Consider the following 15,232-nt stretch of genomic DNA (forward strand, 5'->3'; position numbering starts at 1 on the left):
GCCGGGTCGGGGGCTGCCGGGGGTGCCGGGGGCGCTTCGGGGACTTCCGTGGCGCCCGGGGCGGCCCCACCCGTGTGCCTCCGCACGGGTGGGGGTCGACCCCCGCGTCGATTTCCGGACCCTATCCGCCTGCCACCGCTCGCAGACGGCCTGTCCGGCAAACTTCCCTCCCGCGAGGGAACCGGTGATTCCTGTTACCGGTCACCGGTACCCACACTGCTCACCAGTCGCCGCGCGAGGACGAGCTCGACATGAACTTCCGCACGACGTAGATCAGTCCGCCGACCAGGGCCACGAAAACCAGCACCTTGAACAGCAGGCCGATCACGAAGCCGACGACACTGGCGATCACGCTGCCGAAGACGACCAGGGCAATGACCGGCACCGCGATCCACTTCACCCACCACGGCAGACCCGCGAAGATCTCTCCCATTGCCCTCGTCCTTACCTCTCCGCCCGTTGCTGGTGCCGGGTCCTGTCGGTGTTCCGCACCTCTTGGCGCCGGATCCTGTTGATGTCCTGCACTCGATGCTAGGGCCGGCAGGGGGCCCGGCGGTGGCCTCGCATCCCTTGTCCTCCCCTGACCGATCCCCTAGGGAACCCCGAGACGGCGCGTCAGGCTTCCGGCGGAGAGAACACCACCAGGACCCGCAGATCCTCGCTGATGTGGTGGAACTTGTGGGCGACTCCGGCCGGCACGTACACCACGCTGCCGCGCGCCACCTCGGTGGTCTCCAGGCCGACCGTGATCGAGGCGCGGCCGCTGACGACGAAGTACACCTCGTCCTGATTGTGCGGCTTCTGTGGGTCGTGCTCGCCCGCGTCGAGCGCGTACAGACCGACCGACATGTTCCGCTCCCGCAAAAACTGAAGGTAGGCGCCCTCGTTGGCGGCACGCTCCGCCTCCAGTTCGTCCAGCCGGAATGCCTTCATCGCCCTCGCCCACGCTCGTAGCCGATCTCGTCTGCCACGATCAGACACATGAAGAATTTCGTAGTCAAGACGACCGCCAACGCGGGCGCCCTGGCGGTCGCCGTGTGGCTGCTCGACAAGATCACCCTGACCGGTGACAGCACGGGCAAGAAGGTCGGCACCCTGATCGGCGTCGCCCTGGTCTTCGGCCTGGTGAACTTCCTGTTCAAGCCGATTGTGAAGGTGCTGACCTTCCCGCTGTTCATCCTGACGCTCGGCCTGATCACCCTGGTGGTCAACGCGCTGATGCTGCTGCTGACCTCGTGGCTGTGCGGCAAGCTCCACCTGAGCTTCCACGTCGAGGGCTTCTGGACCGCCGTCGTCGGCGGCCTGATCATCTCGGTCGTCTCATGGGCGCTGCACATCCTCCTGCCGGACGAGGACTGAGCGAGCCCATGACCTTCCGCGTCTGCTTCGTCTGCACCGGCAACATCTGCCGCTCCCCGATGGCCGAGTCGGTCTTCCGCGCCCGTGTGGAGGAGGCCGGGCTGGACGACCTGATCGAGGTCGACAGCGCCGGCACGGGCGGCTGGCACGAGGGCGACGGCGCCGACCCGCGCACCGTGGCCGTCCTGGAGGAGCACGGCTACGAGATCGATCACACGGCGCGGCAGTTCCAGCCGTCCTGGTTCGCCCGACTCGATCTCGTGATCGCCCTCGACTCCGGCCACCTCAGGGCGCTGCGCCGCCTCGCGCCGACCGAGCAGGACGCGGCGAAGGTACGGCTGCTGCGCTCCTACGACCCCGCTGCCGGCCCCGACCTCGACGTCCCCGACCCGTACTACGGGGGCATGGACGGCTTCGAGGAGTGCCTTGAGATGGTGGAGGCGGCGAGCACGGGTCTGCTCGCCGCGGTGCGAGAACACGTGGAGGGACAGGCCGCATGAACGATTCCGCTGCGGAGAACGAGAGCGGTACGGCGGCTCTGCCTGCCGCCGGTGAGGGCACGCGCGCGGTGCGGGCCGGGCTGCCCGAGCCGGTCAAGCACGAGCCTGCCTTGCCGGGACCGGTGTTCGCCGCCCACTTCCACCTGCCGGGCGACCCGACGGGTCCGTACACCTACGGCCGCGACGAGAACCCGACCTGGACGTTGCTGGAGCGGGCCATCGGCGAGCTGGAGGCGCCCGGGCAGGACGGCGTCGAGACGCTGGTGTTTGGCTCCGGAATGGCCGCCATCTCGGCGGTGCTCTTCTCGCAGCTGCGCGCCGGGGACGCGGTGGTCCTGCCCAGCGACGGCTACCAGGTGCTGCCCCTGGTACGCGCCCAGTTGGAGGCGTACGGCATCGAAGTGCGCACCGCGCCGACCGGCGGCGACGCCCAGCTCGGCGTCCTGGACGGCGCGCGGCTGCTGTGGATCGAGTCACCGTCGAACCCGGGGCTCGACGTGTGCGACATCCGGCGGCTGGTCGAGGCGGCACACGCGCGTGGCGCCCTGGTCGCCGTCGACAACACGCTCGCGACGCCCCTCGGCCAGCGGCCACTGGAGCTCGGCGCCGACTTCTCGGTGGCCAGCGGCACCAAGCAGCTCACCGGACACGGCGACATCCTGCTGGGATGCGTCACCGGCCGCAACGCCGAGGCCATGGCCGCAGTACGCCGCTGGCGCAAGATCGTCGGCGCGATCCCGGGGCCGATGGAGGCCTGGCTCGCGCACCGTTCGATCGCCACGCTCCAGCTGCGCGTCGACCGGCAGAACGCCACCGCCCTCACACTCGCCGAGGCGCTGCGTGAGCGCCCCGAGGTGACCGGACTGCGCTATCCGGGGCTGCCCGACGATCCCTCGCACGAGATCGCCTCGCGGCAGATGCGGCGCTACGGGTGCGTGGTGTCCTTCACGCTGCCCACACGCGCGCGTGCCGACCGCTTCCTGGGCGCGCTGCGACTCGTGGACGACGCGACGAGCTTCGGTGGAGTGCGCTCCACGGCCGAGCGGCGCGGGCGCTGGGGCGGAGACGCGGTGCCGGAGGGCTTCATCCGGTTTTCGGTCGGTGCCGAGGACCCTGAGGACCTCGTGGCGGATGTGCTGCGTGCGCTGGACGAGTCGGCGGACTGACTGTTTTCCGGACGCCGTGCGATGTCCGTCTACGCACAACGGACGGTCCGAGCCTCCCCCCTCGTGGCTCGGACCGTCCTCGGTTCCGCGCGCGAAGAACCGTGCGACCAAGGCTAGTTGACTCTGTGTCAGTGTCCAATCACGGTAGCGACAGAGACCTATCGACATATTTATAGTTGGGCGCGGCCGGGGGGCCGGGTAGAGGGCACCGAGAGGGGAGGCGTGCCATGGATCTGGCGCTTCTGCGTACGTTCGTGACCGTGCACCGGGCGGGCTCCTTCACCCGGGCCGCGGCGCTGCTCGGCCTCTCGCAGCCGGCCGTCACCTCCCAGATCCGCACGCTGGAGCGGCAGCTGGGCCGCCCCTTGTTCCTGCGCCAGGCCCGCGGCGTGACGCCGACGACCATCGGCGACGAGCTCGCCCACAAGGCCGCGCCGCATCTCGACGCCCTGGTGGAGATCGCCGAGTCGGGCCTCGACGACGAGTCCTCCTTACGTACCCTGCACCTCGCCGGGCCGCCCGAGTTCACCGCCGAGCGGGCCCTGCCCGCGCTTACCGAGCTGACCGGCGACGACGGGCAAGGGTTCGCGCTGCGCGCCTCGTTCGGAAATGCCGAGGAGACCCTGGAGGGGCTGTCCGCCGGACATCACGATCTGGCCATCAGTACGGCACGGCCGCGCGGCGCGCTGCTCACGGCGACTCCGCTGTGCGACGAGGAGCACGTTCTGGTCGCCGACCCACGCTGGGCGGAGGAGATCGGCTCCCTGAAGCTGCACCGCAAGGACGCGCCCGCCCTGGAGAACGTCCCCGTGGTCGAGGTCCACGAGTCGCTTCCCTTCGTCTCCCGCTACTGGGCCTCCGTCTTCGACTCCCGGCCCGCCGCCTCGGGCACCGTGATCGTCCCCGACCTGCGTGCCGTCCTCGCCTGCGCGGTGGCGGGCGCCGGGCTCGCGGTGCTGCCCCGCTATCTGTGTGCGACCGCCCTCGAGCGCGGTGACATCGTGGCCCTCTACGAACCGGCGGTGCCCCCGCTGCGGACGTATTTCCTGGTGGTCCGCACCGGCACGCTGGCCATGCCGCACATCGCGCGGGCCCACGAGTGGCTGCTGCGGGCGGCTGCCGAGTGGTGCTGAACCCCCGCCCGAGAGGTGTCACCCGGTGAGCTCGCTTGGTGACGTTTCGCGATGTTTCACGTGGAACCAACCGGGCCACATTTCTCCCATGACCGTCCGACCCGTGGTCAAGCGCACCGCCCGCGCCGTTCTCCTCGACGGCGACGACCTGATCCTGATCAAGCGCACCAAGCCCGGTGTCGATCCCTACTGGGTCACTCCCGGTGGTGGGGTCGAGCCGGCGGACACGACCGTCGTCGACGCCCTGCACCGCGAGGTGTACGAGGAGCTCGGCGCCAAGATCACCGACGTGGTGCCCTGCTTCGTGGACACCGTGGAGCACATCGGCGAGGACGGCGGCGCGACCGGCGTGAAGGTGCAGCACTTCTTCGTCTGCCGGCTGGAGTCCATGGACCCGTCCCTCAGGCACGGCCCCGAGGTGGACGAGCCCGCCGGCGAGTACGAAATCGTGCGCGTGCCGTTCACCCGGGTCGGGATCGCCTCCGTCCATCTCGTCCCGCTGTCGCTGCGGCACTATCTCGACGGCAACATCGAGGGCGTACGGGCCATGCACGCCCCTGACCTGGGCTGACAGCCACCGGGAGCGCCGGGTCAGTGCCCGGCGGCGACGATTTCCCCGACCGAGTCGTGCGGATGCGCTCCGAGGGGACGTCGATCGATCCGCAGCGCGTCCACCCCGCTGCGGATCATGCCGGGCGGGCCCCAGGGAAAGGCGTCGTACTCGTTCCACGGCCCATATGCGCGGACCTCGCCTCGAACATCTTTCGTTCGCTCCAGTTTCACGTGAAACACCCGGCGCCTGTCTGCGTGCTCCGCAGGTGGCCACGACATGGCCAAAACCACGTACGTCTCCCCCGAAACGGGTGGACGCCGGGGGCGCCCGTCGGACAGCCTGACCTGCGTGTTGACTCCCTCCCCCGCCGCTCTGCCCATTCGCCGTCTGACGCTTCGCGATCTCACCGCCTGCGCCGACTTGTCCGAGAACCGGGGATGGCCGCGCGAGGAGCATAAGTGGAGCTTCCTCCTCACAGCCGGGAAGGGATACGGCATCGATGACCCCGACGGCGGACTCGTCGCCGCGTGCGTCGTGACGGAGTACGGACCGCAGGGCCGTCCGGATCTGGGTGCCATCGGCATGGTCCTGGTGGCCGAGAGGCATGCCCGCCAGGGCGTGGGACGCCGGCTGATGCGCCACGTCGTCTCGGCGATGGGCACCACACCGCTGACACTGCACGCGACGCCGTACGGCCGCCCGCTCTACGAGGAGCTCGGTTTCAAGGTCACCGGCCGGGCGGAGACGGTGCGCGGGCACTTCACGTCCGGTGGGCCGCAGCTGCGCGTCGCCACGCGTGCCGCCACCGCCGAGGACCTCAGGGGCATCCTCCGGCTCGACGAGGAGGTGTTCGGCGCCGACCGCACCCCCATCGTCACCCGGCTGCCCGCGTTCGCCGACCAGTTGCGCGTCGCCGAGGCCGGCGGCCGGATCATCGGGTACGCGGCGGCCTGGCCCAACATGGACACCCATGTCGTGGGCCCGCTGATCGCACGGGACGCGGAGACGGCCATGGCCCTTCTCGCCTCGCTCGCCGCCCACACCGACCGTCCGCTGCGCACCGACATCGATGTACGGCACGAGGAACTGCTGGCCTGGGTGAAGGAGCGCGGGCTGGCCTCCGTCGCCTTCAACGCCGTCATGACGCACGGGATCACCGAGCTGCCGGGGGACTGGACCCGCCGGTTCGCCCCGCTGACGGTGGCGGCAGGCTGAGGGGCCCGGCCCACCCCCTTACAGCAGGACGCCGGTCCCCGAGCTGGGTCGGGAACCGGCGTTGCCACTGAGAGAGGCGTCAGGCGAGCGTCTCCACGGCGGCGACGGCGAAGGCGTGGTCCTGCTCCGGTGCGCCGCCGCCCACGCCGATCGCGCCGATCAGGCGACCGTCACGGTGGACGGGCACGCCGCCCGCGATGAACAGCAGCGGCCGGTCGAGCGCGGTGGGCAGCGTGTTGAAGAGGCCTCCGGGCTGCACGGCGTCGACGAGGTCGGCGGTGGGGGTGTCCAACTGGAGGGCCGTATAGGCCTTGCGCGTGCTGGTCTCCCCGGAGATCAGCACGGCCCGGTCGTCGCGCCGGAAGGCGAGCAGGTGACCGCCGGCGTCCAGCACGGTGACGCTGACGGTGACTCCGGCGGCCTCGGCGGCGCTCTGGGCGGCGGTGACGAGGACCTCGGCGTCCTGGATGGTCAGCGGTGCGACGGCGGTGGTGGTGCTCATGAGCGCGTTTCTCCTTGCGGGTATTGCCATGAAGGGGTGGTGAGCCGGAAGGCGCGGGGACGGCCCTGGCCCCGCAACCGGTCCGGTCCGGTTCAGAGGTGGACGGCGGTCCGCTGCTCGGCCGGGGTGGCACCGGCGACGACCGTGCTGGGGGCGGTGTCCCTGCGCTCCAGAGCGGAGGAGAGGACGGCGAGGAGCAGGGCGCCCGCGGCGAGGGCGGCGCCGACCCAGTTGGGGGCGGTGTAGCCGAAGCCGGCGGCGATGACGAGGCCGCCGAGCCAGGCGGACAGCGCGTTGCCGAGGTTGAAGGCGCCGATGTTCACGGCCGAGGCCAGCGTCGGTGCGCCGTGCGCCTGGTCGAGGACGCGCTTCTGCAGCGGCGGTACGGTCGCGAAGCCCAGGGCGCCGATCAGGGCGATCGTGACAGCCGCGAGGACCTTGTCGTGCGCGGTGAGGGTGAAGACCGCCAGGACGATGGCCAGGGCGCCCAGGGAGACGTACAGCATGGGCATCAGGGCCCGGTCGGCGAACCTGCCGCCGACGAGGTTGCCGCCGACCATGCCGAGGCCGAAGAGGACCAGCAGCCAGGTGACGGAGCCGTCGGCGAAGCCGGCGATGTGGGTCATCATCGGCGCGATGTAGGTGATGGCCGCGAAGACACCGCCGAAGCCGAGGACGGTCATCGCCATGGCGAGCAGGACCTGGGCGTTCTTGAACGCGGCCAGTTCGTGGCGCAGGTGCACGCCCTTCGGCCTGGGCATCTCGGGGACAAGCTTGGCGATGCCGGCCAGGCCGACGACGCCGAGGGCGGCGACGACGGCGAAGGTGACGCGCCAGCCGGCGAACTGTCCGACCAGGGTGCCGAGCGGGACGCCGACGACGTTGGCGACGGTCAGACCGGTGAACATCATCGCGATGGCGCCGGCCTTCTTGTCCGGGGCGACCAGGTCCGCGGCGACGACCGAGCCGATGCCGAAGAAGGCGCCATGGGCGAGGGAGGCGATCACCCGGCCGATCAGCATGACGGAGAAGGCGGGGGCGAGCGCGGAGAGAAGGTTCCCGGCGATGAACAGGACCATGAGCAGCATCAGCATCCGCTTGCGGGAGATCTTGGTGCCGAGCACGGTCATCAGCGGGGCGCCGAACATGACGCCGAGCGCGTAGCCGGTCACCAGGAGGCCGGCCATGGGGATGGAGACCCCGAAGTCGCTCGCGACCTCGGGCAGCAAGCCCATGATCACGAACTCGGTCGTCCCGATTCCGAAGGCCCCGATCGCGAGGGCCAGAAGCGCGAGAGGCATGGGGGGGTACACCTTCCCAGACGATTGCAGATGCGCTTTACGTGCGTTCACAATAGTTGCAGACGCTGGCTATATGCAACCGCAGGCTATTTCAGCGCTGCCCTATCCTGGATTCAGCCGCTCCGGGACGGAGGAAACGCCAATGACAGCGACGGACCCCGCGCTCACTGCCCTCGCCCAGGGCTGGTGCGCCCTCTCCCTGCTGCACGGGAGGATCGAGGCGCACATCGAGCGCGCCCTGCAGGCCGGGCACGGCCTGAGCGTGCGCGAGTACTCCCTGCTCGACGTGCTCAGCCGACAGCACGACGGCGAGGGGGGCCATCTGCAGATGAAACAGGTTGCCGACGCGGTCGTCCTCAGCCAGAGCGCCACCACCCGGCTGGTCACCCGACTCGAGGACCGCGGCCTGCTCGAGCGCTACCTGTGCCCCACCGATCGCCGCGGCATCTACACCAACGTCACCGAGGCCGGCCTCAAGCTCCTGGAGGAGGCCCGGCCGACCAACGACGCCGCGCTGCGCGAGGCACTCGACGAGGCCGCGAAGAACCCCGAGCTGGCGCCTCTGGTCCGCGCCGTGGAGTCTTTGCACGTGCCCGCGTAGGGTTCGCGCATGGGAGATCTTGAGATACGGCCCGCGACCCCGGACGACATCCCTGCGATCGTGGAGATGCTGGCGGACGATCCGCTGGGCGCCCAGCGGGAGTCACCGGACGACCTGACCCCCTACCTGGCAGCGCTGGAGCGGCTGAGCGGGGATCCGAACCAGCATCTCGTCGTGGCGGTACGCGAAGGCCGCGTGATCGGCACCCTTCAACTGACGGTCGTCCCCGGACTCTCCCGTAGAGGTGCGACCCGCTCGATCATCGAGGGCGTGCGCGTCCATGCCGACGAACGCGGCAGCGGCCTGGGGACACGGCTCATCGAGTGGGCGATCGACGCATCCCGGCGTCTGAACTGCCAGTTGGTGCAGCTGACGTCCGACAAGACCCGCACGGACGCCCACCGCTTCTACGAGCGGCTCGGCTTCACGGCCTCGCACGTGGGCTTCAAGCTCCAGCTGTGAACGCCCAGAAAGGCCTGTTTCACGTGAAACAGGCCCCTCCTCGGTGAGCAAGGCCCTACCCCACCCCGCGCCACCCCTTCGGGTCCACCCCACCGGGCACCGGCGCTGCCTCGTCGTACGGCTGCCGCGTGAAGACGAACGACCCGAGGTCGAGATGGCTCACCGAGCCGTCGGGGCGCCGCACGACCCGCAGCAGCTCTCCGGCGTAGTAGCCCTCCAGGCCCGTCCACGTGCCGTCACCATTCGCCCGGAACCGCGAACGTCGGCCCTTCCCGGACAGCGGCTCCAGCGAGACGAGCCCGTCAGCCGTCAATCGCAGGGCGATGGCCTGGGTCCCCCAATACCACTGCCCCGCCAACTCCAGGACGGACGGGTCGACGTCCCGCAGTGGCCGCCACGGCTCGGGGATCCGCGGCTCGGCCTCGGCGACGATGCGCACCAGATCGGCGCCCACCGCGGACAGCAGAGGGCCGGAGGTGCAGTTGGCCAGGACGACGGATGCCACGTCGTCCTCCACGCTGAGGGTGAGGTTCGCCAGGAAGCCCGGCAGGGATCCGGAGTGCCCCGCCAGCAACCGGCCCTCCCGGTGCTGGATCTGCAGCCCGAGTCCGTAGGTGACGCCGTCCGCCACATCCGCCGCCTCGGCCGGCGCGGCGGGCGTGCGCATCTCCTGCACGGACTCCGCACTGAGTACCCGATCGTCACCCCGAACCAGGAAGGCGGCGAAGCGGGCCAAGTCCGCTGTGGTCGACCACAGTTGGCCGGCCGGGGCCATCCGTCCGAGATCCTCGGCGGGCTCGGGCAGCATCACATCGGCCCAGGGATGGACGGCCCAGCCGCCCGCATGCGGCATCTGTGGCCGCACGCTCGTCCCATCCAGGCCCAGGGGCTCGAGCACTTCGCGTCGAAGTACGTCCTCCCAGGTCGCTCCCCGCACCTGTTCCACCAACGCCCCCAGCAGCGCGTAACCGGGGTTGGAGTAGTGGTGCCGCCGGCCGACGGGATGCCGGAAGGGCTGTTCGCCGAGCAGGTCCGCCAGGCCGGGGCGCAGCGCCCCGGGGGTGCGCTCCCACCACGGCCCCGGTGTTTCGGCCGCCAACCCGCCGGTGTGTGCGAGGAGTTCGGCGACGGTGACCTCGCCCACTCCGGTGCCGGGCAGATGCTTCTCCAGCGGGTCGCCGAGGTCGAGAACGCCCTCGTCGCGCAGCCGCAGCACGAGGACGGCGGTGAAGGTCTTGGTGATGGAGCCGATCCGGTACTGCACGTTCTCGTCCGGCCCGTGCCCGTCCACCGAGGTCCGCGACCCGTGCCACACGGCACGCCCGTCCCGCACGACCGCCGCCACCAGCGACGGCGCGCGTCCTTCGGCCTGAGCGAGGCGATCCGGTGCAACAGCGCGCGACGCGTGGTGGGCAGCAGCTCTTCCTGGGTTGTCGTCATGCCCCCAGTCCATCCGGCGCGGCAGCGCACGTCGAGCGTATTTGGTGGCTTCACCCCTGCACTGGGTGGGACATGTGGTACGCCAGCCTCTTGTCGGCGCCTTCGCCGATGCCGGTGAGGACCTCGTCCAACTGCACGAACTCCTCCCACGCCGGTCTGCCACCCGCCACGGGAGAGCTCCGCCACGACGAGGTCCTCGAGCTCGGAGACGCGTTGGTTCTTCCAGATCTTGTCCGCCAGGCTCACCAGCAGATCCTCGATGCCGACACCCGGGGCGCCCCACGAGGCATGACTGGCGGCGAACCGGGCCAGACCGGGGCTCACCCCGTGAGCCAGGAGGAGTTCCTGCCCGGCCTCCTCGTGCTGTGGTCCGGGGCCGGAGAGCTCGGCGATGTGCAGCGCCTTGCCGATGTCGTGCGTGGCGGCGCCGAAGAGCACCGTCTCCCGGTCGAAGACCAGCGTGGGAGAGTGCAGCTCGATCCAGTCGACGAGTTGCGACGCCACGTCGTGGACCGCTCGAAGGTGGGCGACGAGACGAGGCGGGACGCCAACGCGCTGCACCAGGTCGGCCGCTGTCGGCGGCAGGGGCCTGAGCGGTGAGTCCCGGACTTCGTCCGCGGCGATCGACAGCACGTCCCAAGTAGTCATCGCGCGGGCCATCCTGTAGGGTCTCGCCGCCGATGACATGTCGATCTTCTGTGACCTGCTGGTTCTCTGTTGTCTCACCGCGATGTCACCCAAGATCAGTCTCAGATCGATGCCATTTCCTCGGCGGAACGATGAGTCTGCGGCTGAGCCACCGAGCACGAGGACTACATGCGAGCTCAGATCGCGCACCGATGAGTTTCCCGCGCCGCGCCGGTCTGTACGCGTGAGACCGACTCACGGAAGGCTGGCGCCATGCGGAAACTGATCTACGGCATGAACCTGACCCTGGACGGCTACATCGCCGCGCCCGGCGACGACATCGGCTGGAGCGTGCCGAGCGACGAGCTGTTCCAGTTTTGGTCCGACCAGTTGCAGGCGACCGACCTGTCGCTGTACGGGTGCAAGCTGTGGCAGACGATGAACTCCTACTGGCCGACCGGCGACCAGCAGCCCAACGCCACCCCGGCGGAGATCGAGTTCGCGCGCCGCTGGCGGGACATGTCGAAGGTGGTGTTCTCCTCGACGATCGACAAGGTCGACTGGAACACCCGCCTGGTCACCGGCGACGCGGTCGCCGAGATCACCCGGCTCAAGGCCGAGGACGGCGGCCCGATGGACATCGGCGGCGCGACGCTCGCCGGGGCGGCCATGCGGGCCGGGCTGATTGACGAGTACGTGCTGGCCACCGCGCCGGTCCTGGTGGGCGGCGGCACGCCGTTCTTCACCGCGCTGGACAGCTGGGTGAACGTGAACCTGGTGGAGACGCGGACGCTTCCCTGCGGCGTGATCCTGACCAGGTACGAGACGAGGCGCTGAGCGCCCGTCACGCAGGCACTGACGGGCGGAGCGGGCCGGAACCCCGCCACCCGAAAGGGTGAGAACCCCGACCAGCGAGTCTCACGAAGACGGCATAAGTGCCGCCGATGTGCCATCGGAGATGAGACTGTGCCGCGAAATCTGAGACCCTACACATCCGTCGATCAGGTCTGCGCCATGTCCACGAACCGCGAGTAGTGGCCCTGGAAGGCAACAGTGATCGTCGCCGTGGGACCGTTGCGGTGCTTGGCGACGATCAGGTCGGCCTCGCCCGCGCGCGGCGACTCCTTCTCGTAGGCGTCCTCGCGGTGCAGCAGGATGACCATGTCGGCGTCCTGCTCGATGGATCCGGACTCGCGCAGGTCGGAGACCATCGGCTTCTTGTCGGTGCGCTGCTCGGGACCACGGTTGAGCTGGGAGAGCGCGATGACCGGGATCTCCAGCTCCTTGGCGAGCAGCTTGAGGTTGCGGGACATGTCCGAGACCTCCTGCTGACGGCTCTCGGCGCGCTTGGAGCCGCCGGACTGCATCAGTTGGAGGTAGTCGATGACGACCAGCTTGAGGTCGTTGCGCTGCTTGAGGCGCCGGCACTTGGCACGGATCTCCATCATCGACAGGTTCGGGGAGTCGTCGATGTAGAGCGGAGCCGCGGAGACGTCCGGCATCCGGCGGGCCAGCCGCGTCCAGTCCTCGTCGGTCATCGTCCCCGAGCGCATGTGGTGCAGAGCGACGCGGGCCTCGGCGGACAGCAGACGCATCGCGATCTCGTTGCGCCCCATCTCGAGCGAGAAGATGACGCTCGGCAGGTTGTGCTTGATCGACGCCGCCCGCGCGAAGTCCAGCGCGAGCGTCGACTTGCCCATGGCGGGACGCGCGGCGATGACGATCATCTGGCCCGGGTGCAGGCCGTTCGTCAGCGAGTCGAAGTCGGTGAACCCGGTGGGGACACCGGTCATCTCCCCGCTGCGCGAGCCGATCGCCTCGATCTCGTCGAGCGCGCCCTCCATGATGTCGCCCAGCGGCAGGTAGTCCTCGCTGGTGCGCTGCTCGGTGACCGCGTAGATCTCGGCCTGGGCCCGGTTGACGATCTCGTTGACGTCGTCGTCGGCCGCGTATCCCATCTGCGTGATGCGTGTGCCGGCCTCGACCAGGCGGCGCAGGATGGCGCGCTCGTGGACGATCTCCGCGTAGTACGCGGCGTTCGCCGCCGTCGGCACGGTCTGGACGAGCGAGTGGAGGTACGAGGCACCACCCACCTTGTTGATCTCGCCGCGCTTGGTGAGCTCGGCGGCGATCGTGATGGGGTCGGCCGGCTCGCCCTTGGCGTAGACGTCAAGGATCGCCTGGTAGATCGTCTCGTGGGCGGGCTTGTAGAAGTCGTGGCCCTTGAGGATCTCGACGACGTCGGCGATGGCGTCCTTGGACAGGAGCATGCCACCGAGGACGGACTGCTCGGCGTCGAGGTCCTGCGGCGGGACGCGCTCGAAGGAGGAGCTCGCGCCGTCCCACGCGCCGTTGTCCCGGCCGCGGTCGTGCTGATCGTCGCGGCCGCGGCCTCCGTCGGGGCGCCGGCGAGAGGCGGGCAGACGATCACCAGGACCGCTGTCGGCCCACGGGTCGTCCAAGGGCTCGGAAATGCTCACCGAGCGACCTCCTCCCGTCCGCCGAGCGGACCTCGCCGTGCCCCTCTTTCTACGGCACGGCACTGACAAATGAGAGGCCCATCTCCGCTTCTGGCGCGTCAGGTTTGTGACGCTTTGGAAGCCGACGGACGGAGCGGGCGCCGGACCACGGTAGGCCTCCGAGCACCGTCAGCCAATCTGGTTATCCACAGGCCATGTGGACGAGCGCGCGGATGCTGTGGAGAACTCCGCGAAACCTGTGCACGACCCGGTGGACAGGGCTGTGAACAAGCCCTCACCGTTTTCAACAGACCCCCTCTGACCTGTGCTTTTACAGTCCACCGGCTGTGCAGAAGAAAAACTTCCCCAGTCGGGCCAAGATCGCTTCGAACGGTGCACACAAGTGCACGCCTCGAGACGACAAGTAAGGGGTGCAAAGCCTTTGCATCTCTTACCTGTGGACGATTAGATTGGTGCTCGTGACACAGGCCTCCGCACGCCCCACGGCCGCCCGGCGACAGCACGACCGAGAGATCGTCGCGCTGGCCGTCCCGGCCTTCGGCGCACTCGTCGCCGAGCCGCTCTTCGTCATGGCCGACAGTGCGATCGTCGGCCATCTCGGCACTGCGCAGCTCGCCGGACTCGGCGTCGCCTCGGCCCTCCTGACGACCGCCGTCAGCGTCTTCGTCTTCCTCGCCTACGCCACCACCGCAGGCGTCGCCCGGCGCGTCGGTGCGGGCGATCTCCAGGCCGCCATCCGCCAGGGCATGGACGGCATCTGGCTGGCGCTGCTGCTGGGCGCCGCGGTCATCGCGGTCGTCCTGCCCACCGCGCCCGCCCTGGTCGACCTCTTCGGTGCCTCGCACACAGCGGCTCCGTACGCGACCACGTATCTGCGCATCTCGGCCCTGGGCATCCCGGCCATGCTCGTGGTGCTCGCCGCCACGGGTGTCCTGCGCGGACTGCAGGACACGAGGACACCGCTCCACGTCGCCCTCGCGGGCTTCGTCGGCAACGCCGCTCTCAACGCCGGTCTCGTCTACGGCGCCGGCCTCGGCATCGCGGGCTCGGCCTGGGGCACAGTCATCGCCCAGTGCGGCATGGCCGCGGTCTACCTCACTGTGGTCGTCCGCGGAGCCCGCAGACACGGCGCCTCCCTGCGTCCGGACGCCTCCGGTATCAGAGCCTGTGCGCAGGCCGGTGTGCCTCTTCTCGTCCGCACGCTCTCCCTGCGGGCAATCCTGATGATCGCCACCGCGGTCGCGGCCCGCCTCGGTGACGCGGACATCGCCGCCCACCAGATCATCCTGTCGCTGTGGAGTCTGCTCGCCTTCGCACTCGACGCCATCGCGATCGCCGGGCAGGCCATCATCGGGCGGTATCTCGGCGCCGAGGACGCCCAGGGGGCCCGGGAAGCCTGCCGACGCATGGTGCAGTGGGGTATCGGGGTGGGTGTGCTGCTAGGTCTTCTGGTGATCGTGGCCCGGCCCCTCTTCCTGCCGCTGTTCACCGACGACTCCACTGTGAAGGGCGCCGCACTTCCCGCCCTGCTCATGGTGGCGCTCTCCCAGCCGATCTGCGGCATCGTCTTCGTCCTCGACGGAGTGCTGATGGGCGCGAGTGACGGTCCGTACCTGGCATGGGCGATGCTGCTGACCCTGGTGGTCTTCACCCCGGCCGCCCTGCTCGTCCCCACGCTCGGCGGCGGACTCACCGCGCTCTGGGCGGCCATGACCCTGATGATGACCGTGCGGATGCTGACGCTGTGGCTACGCGCCCGTTCGGGCCGATGGCTCGTGACGGGGGCGACGCGCTGAGCGAGCCGACCTCGACGCCGTCCGTTTCACGTGAAACAACGCCCCCTTCACGCCGTTTCACGTGAAACATGCCCCGCTTCCGCCTTCGACCACAGAG

At 69.6% G+C, this 15,232-nt stretch carries 16 protein-coding genes and 2 pseudogenes; 11 read left to right on the forward strand and 7 right to left on the reverse strand.

Annotated features, from left to right (window positions below; translation table 11 throughout):
* Positions 1-220 precede the first annotated feature (220 nt).
* Together ABZV31_RS24945 and ABZV31_RS24950 are read right to left on the reverse strand one after the other, a co-directional pair.
* Positions 221-433, reverse strand: a complete 213-nt coding sequence (locus ABZV31_RS24945; RefSeq protein WP_355897786.1) for a DUF5326 family protein — start codon at positions 431-433, stop codon at positions 221-223.
* A 182-nt stretch (positions 434-615) separates the two neighbouring features.
* The gene (locus tag ABZV31_RS24950) at positions 616-933 is read right to left on the reverse strand and encodes a cupin domain-containing protein (RefSeq protein WP_146468739.1); all 318 of its coding nucleotides are present in this window, start codon (positions 931-933) and stop codon (positions 616-618) included.
* A 48-nt stretch (positions 934-981) separates the two neighbouring features.
* On the opposite strand from ABZV31_RS24950, the gene ABZV31_RS24955 reads away from it, so the two are divergent.
* From ABZV31_RS24955 to ABZV31_RS24975, 5 genes are all read left to right on the forward strand, one after another.
* Positions 982-1,359, forward strand: a complete 378-nt coding sequence (locus ABZV31_RS24955; RefSeq protein ID WP_355897789.1) for a phage holin family protein — start codon at positions 982-984, stop codon at positions 1,357-1,359.
* 8 nt (positions 1,360-1,367) lie between these two features.
* Positions 1,368-1,859 carry a low molecular weight protein-tyrosine-phosphatase gene (locus ABZV31_RS24960; protein ID WP_355897792.1) on the forward strand — a complete coding sequence of 164 codons (492 nt, stop codon included), beginning with the start codon at positions 1,368-1,370 and terminating at the stop codon, positions 1,857-1,859.
* Positions 1,856-3,025, forward strand: coding sequence for a cystathionine gamma-lyase (locus ABZV31_RS24965; protein WP_355897794.1), 1,170 nt, complete (start codon positions 1,856-1,858; stop codon positions 3,023-3,025). The genes ABZV31_RS24960 and ABZV31_RS24965 overlap by 4 nt, the downstream gene beginning before the upstream one ends.
* Positions 3,026-3,252: 227 nt before the next feature.
* On the forward strand, positions 3,253-4,158 hold the full coding sequence (locus tag ABZV31_RS24970) for a LysR family transcriptional regulator (protein ID WP_355897796.1): 906 nt from the start codon (positions 3,253-3,255) through the stop codon (positions 4,156-4,158).
* 88 nt (positions 4,159-4,246) lie between these two features.
* Positions 4,247-4,729: an NUDIX hydrolase gene (locus ABZV31_RS24975; protein WP_355897799.1), complete on the forward strand. Its 483-nt coding sequence runs from the start codon at positions 4,247-4,249 to the stop codon at positions 4,727-4,729.
* A gap of 20 nt (positions 4,730-4,749) precedes the next feature.
* Here ABZV31_RS24975 and ABZV31_RS24980 read toward each other — a convergent pair.
* Positions 4,750-4,905 (reverse strand): annotated as a pseudogene (locus tag ABZV31_RS24980) (flavohemoprotein); the annotation flags it as partial.
* Positions 4,906-5,059: 154 nt separating this feature from the next.
* Here ABZV31_RS24980 and ABZV31_RS24985 point away from each other — a divergent pair.
* Positions 5,060-5,926, forward strand: a complete 867-nt coding sequence (locus tag ABZV31_RS24985) for a GNAT family N-acetyltransferase (RefSeq protein ID WP_355898044.1) — start codon at positions 5,060-5,062, stop codon at positions 5,924-5,926.
* Positions 5,927-6,005: 79 nt separating this feature from the next.
* Here ABZV31_RS24985 and ABZV31_RS24990 read toward each other — a convergent pair whose 3' ends face one another.
* Together ABZV31_RS24990 and ABZV31_RS24995 are read right to left on the reverse strand one after the other, a co-directional pair.
* Positions 6,006-6,428 (reverse strand): heme-binding protein, encoded by a 423-nt coding sequence (locus ABZV31_RS24990; RefSeq protein ID WP_355897802.1) that lies wholly within the window; start codon positions 6,426-6,428, stop codon positions 6,006-6,008.
* Between the two features lie 92 nt (positions 6,429-6,520).
* Complete coding sequence (locus ABZV31_RS24995; RefSeq protein ID WP_355897804.1) at positions 6,521-7,729, reverse strand: MFS transporter; 1,209 nt, start codon at positions 7,727-7,729, stop codon at positions 6,521-6,523.
* A 142-nt stretch (positions 7,730-7,871) separates the two neighbouring features.
* On the opposite strand from ABZV31_RS24995, the gene ABZV31_RS25000 reads away from it, so the two are divergent.
* The gene (locus ABZV31_RS25000) at positions 7,872-8,330 is read left to right on the forward strand and encodes a MarR family transcriptional regulator (RefSeq protein WP_355897806.1); all 459 of its coding nucleotides are present in this window, start codon (positions 7,872-7,874) and stop codon (positions 8,328-8,330) included.
* A gap of 9 nt (positions 8,331-8,339) precedes the next feature.
* A complete protein-coding gene (locus ABZV31_RS25005) occupies positions 8,340-8,792 on the forward strand; it encodes a GNAT family N-acetyltransferase (protein ID WP_355897809.1) in 453 nt (150 codons plus the stop codon).
* 55 nt (positions 8,793-8,847) lie between these two features.
* Here ABZV31_RS25005 and ABZV31_RS25010 read toward each other — a convergent pair.
* A pseudogene (locus ABZV31_RS25010) lies at positions 8,848-10,232 on the reverse strand (serine hydrolase domain-containing protein).
* 327 nt (positions 10,233-10,559) lie between these two features.
* Here ABZV31_RS25010 and ABZV31_RS25015 point away from each other — a divergent pair.
* Both ABZV31_RS25015 and ABZV31_RS25020 read left to right on the forward strand, forming a co-directional pair.
* Positions 10,560-10,832, forward strand: a complete 273-nt coding sequence (locus ABZV31_RS25015) for a hypothetical protein (protein WP_355897812.1) — start codon at positions 10,560-10,562, stop codon at positions 10,830-10,832.
* A gap of 300 nt (positions 10,833-11,132) precedes the next feature.
* Positions 11,133-11,696 carry a dihydrofolate reductase family protein gene (locus ABZV31_RS25020; RefSeq protein WP_355897815.1) on the forward strand — a complete coding sequence of 188 codons (564 nt, stop codon included), beginning with the start codon at positions 11,133-11,135 and terminating at the stop codon, positions 11,694-11,696.
* 164 nt (positions 11,697-11,860) lie between these two features.
* Here the strand turns inward: ABZV31_RS25020 and dnaB are convergent, their stop codons facing one another.
* The gene (dnaB, locus tag ABZV31_RS25025) at positions 11,861-13,339 is read right to left on the reverse strand and encodes a replicative DNA helicase (RefSeq protein WP_355897818.1); all 1,479 of its coding nucleotides are present in this window, start codon (positions 13,337-13,339) and stop codon (positions 11,861-11,863) included.
* A 458-nt stretch (positions 13,340-13,797) separates the two neighbouring features.
* Between dnaB and ABZV31_RS25030 the strand changes: the two genes are divergently transcribed.
* Complete coding sequence (locus ABZV31_RS25030; protein ID WP_355898047.1) at positions 13,798-15,135, forward strand: MATE family efflux transporter; 1,338 nt, start codon at positions 13,798-13,800, stop codon at positions 15,133-15,135.
* Positions 15,136-15,232: the final 97 nt, after the last annotated feature.

This window comes from Streptomyces sp. NPDC005202 (assembly GCF_040608235.1).
Lineage (GTDB): Bacteria > Actinomycetota > Actinomycetes > Streptomycetales > Streptomycetaceae > Streptomyces.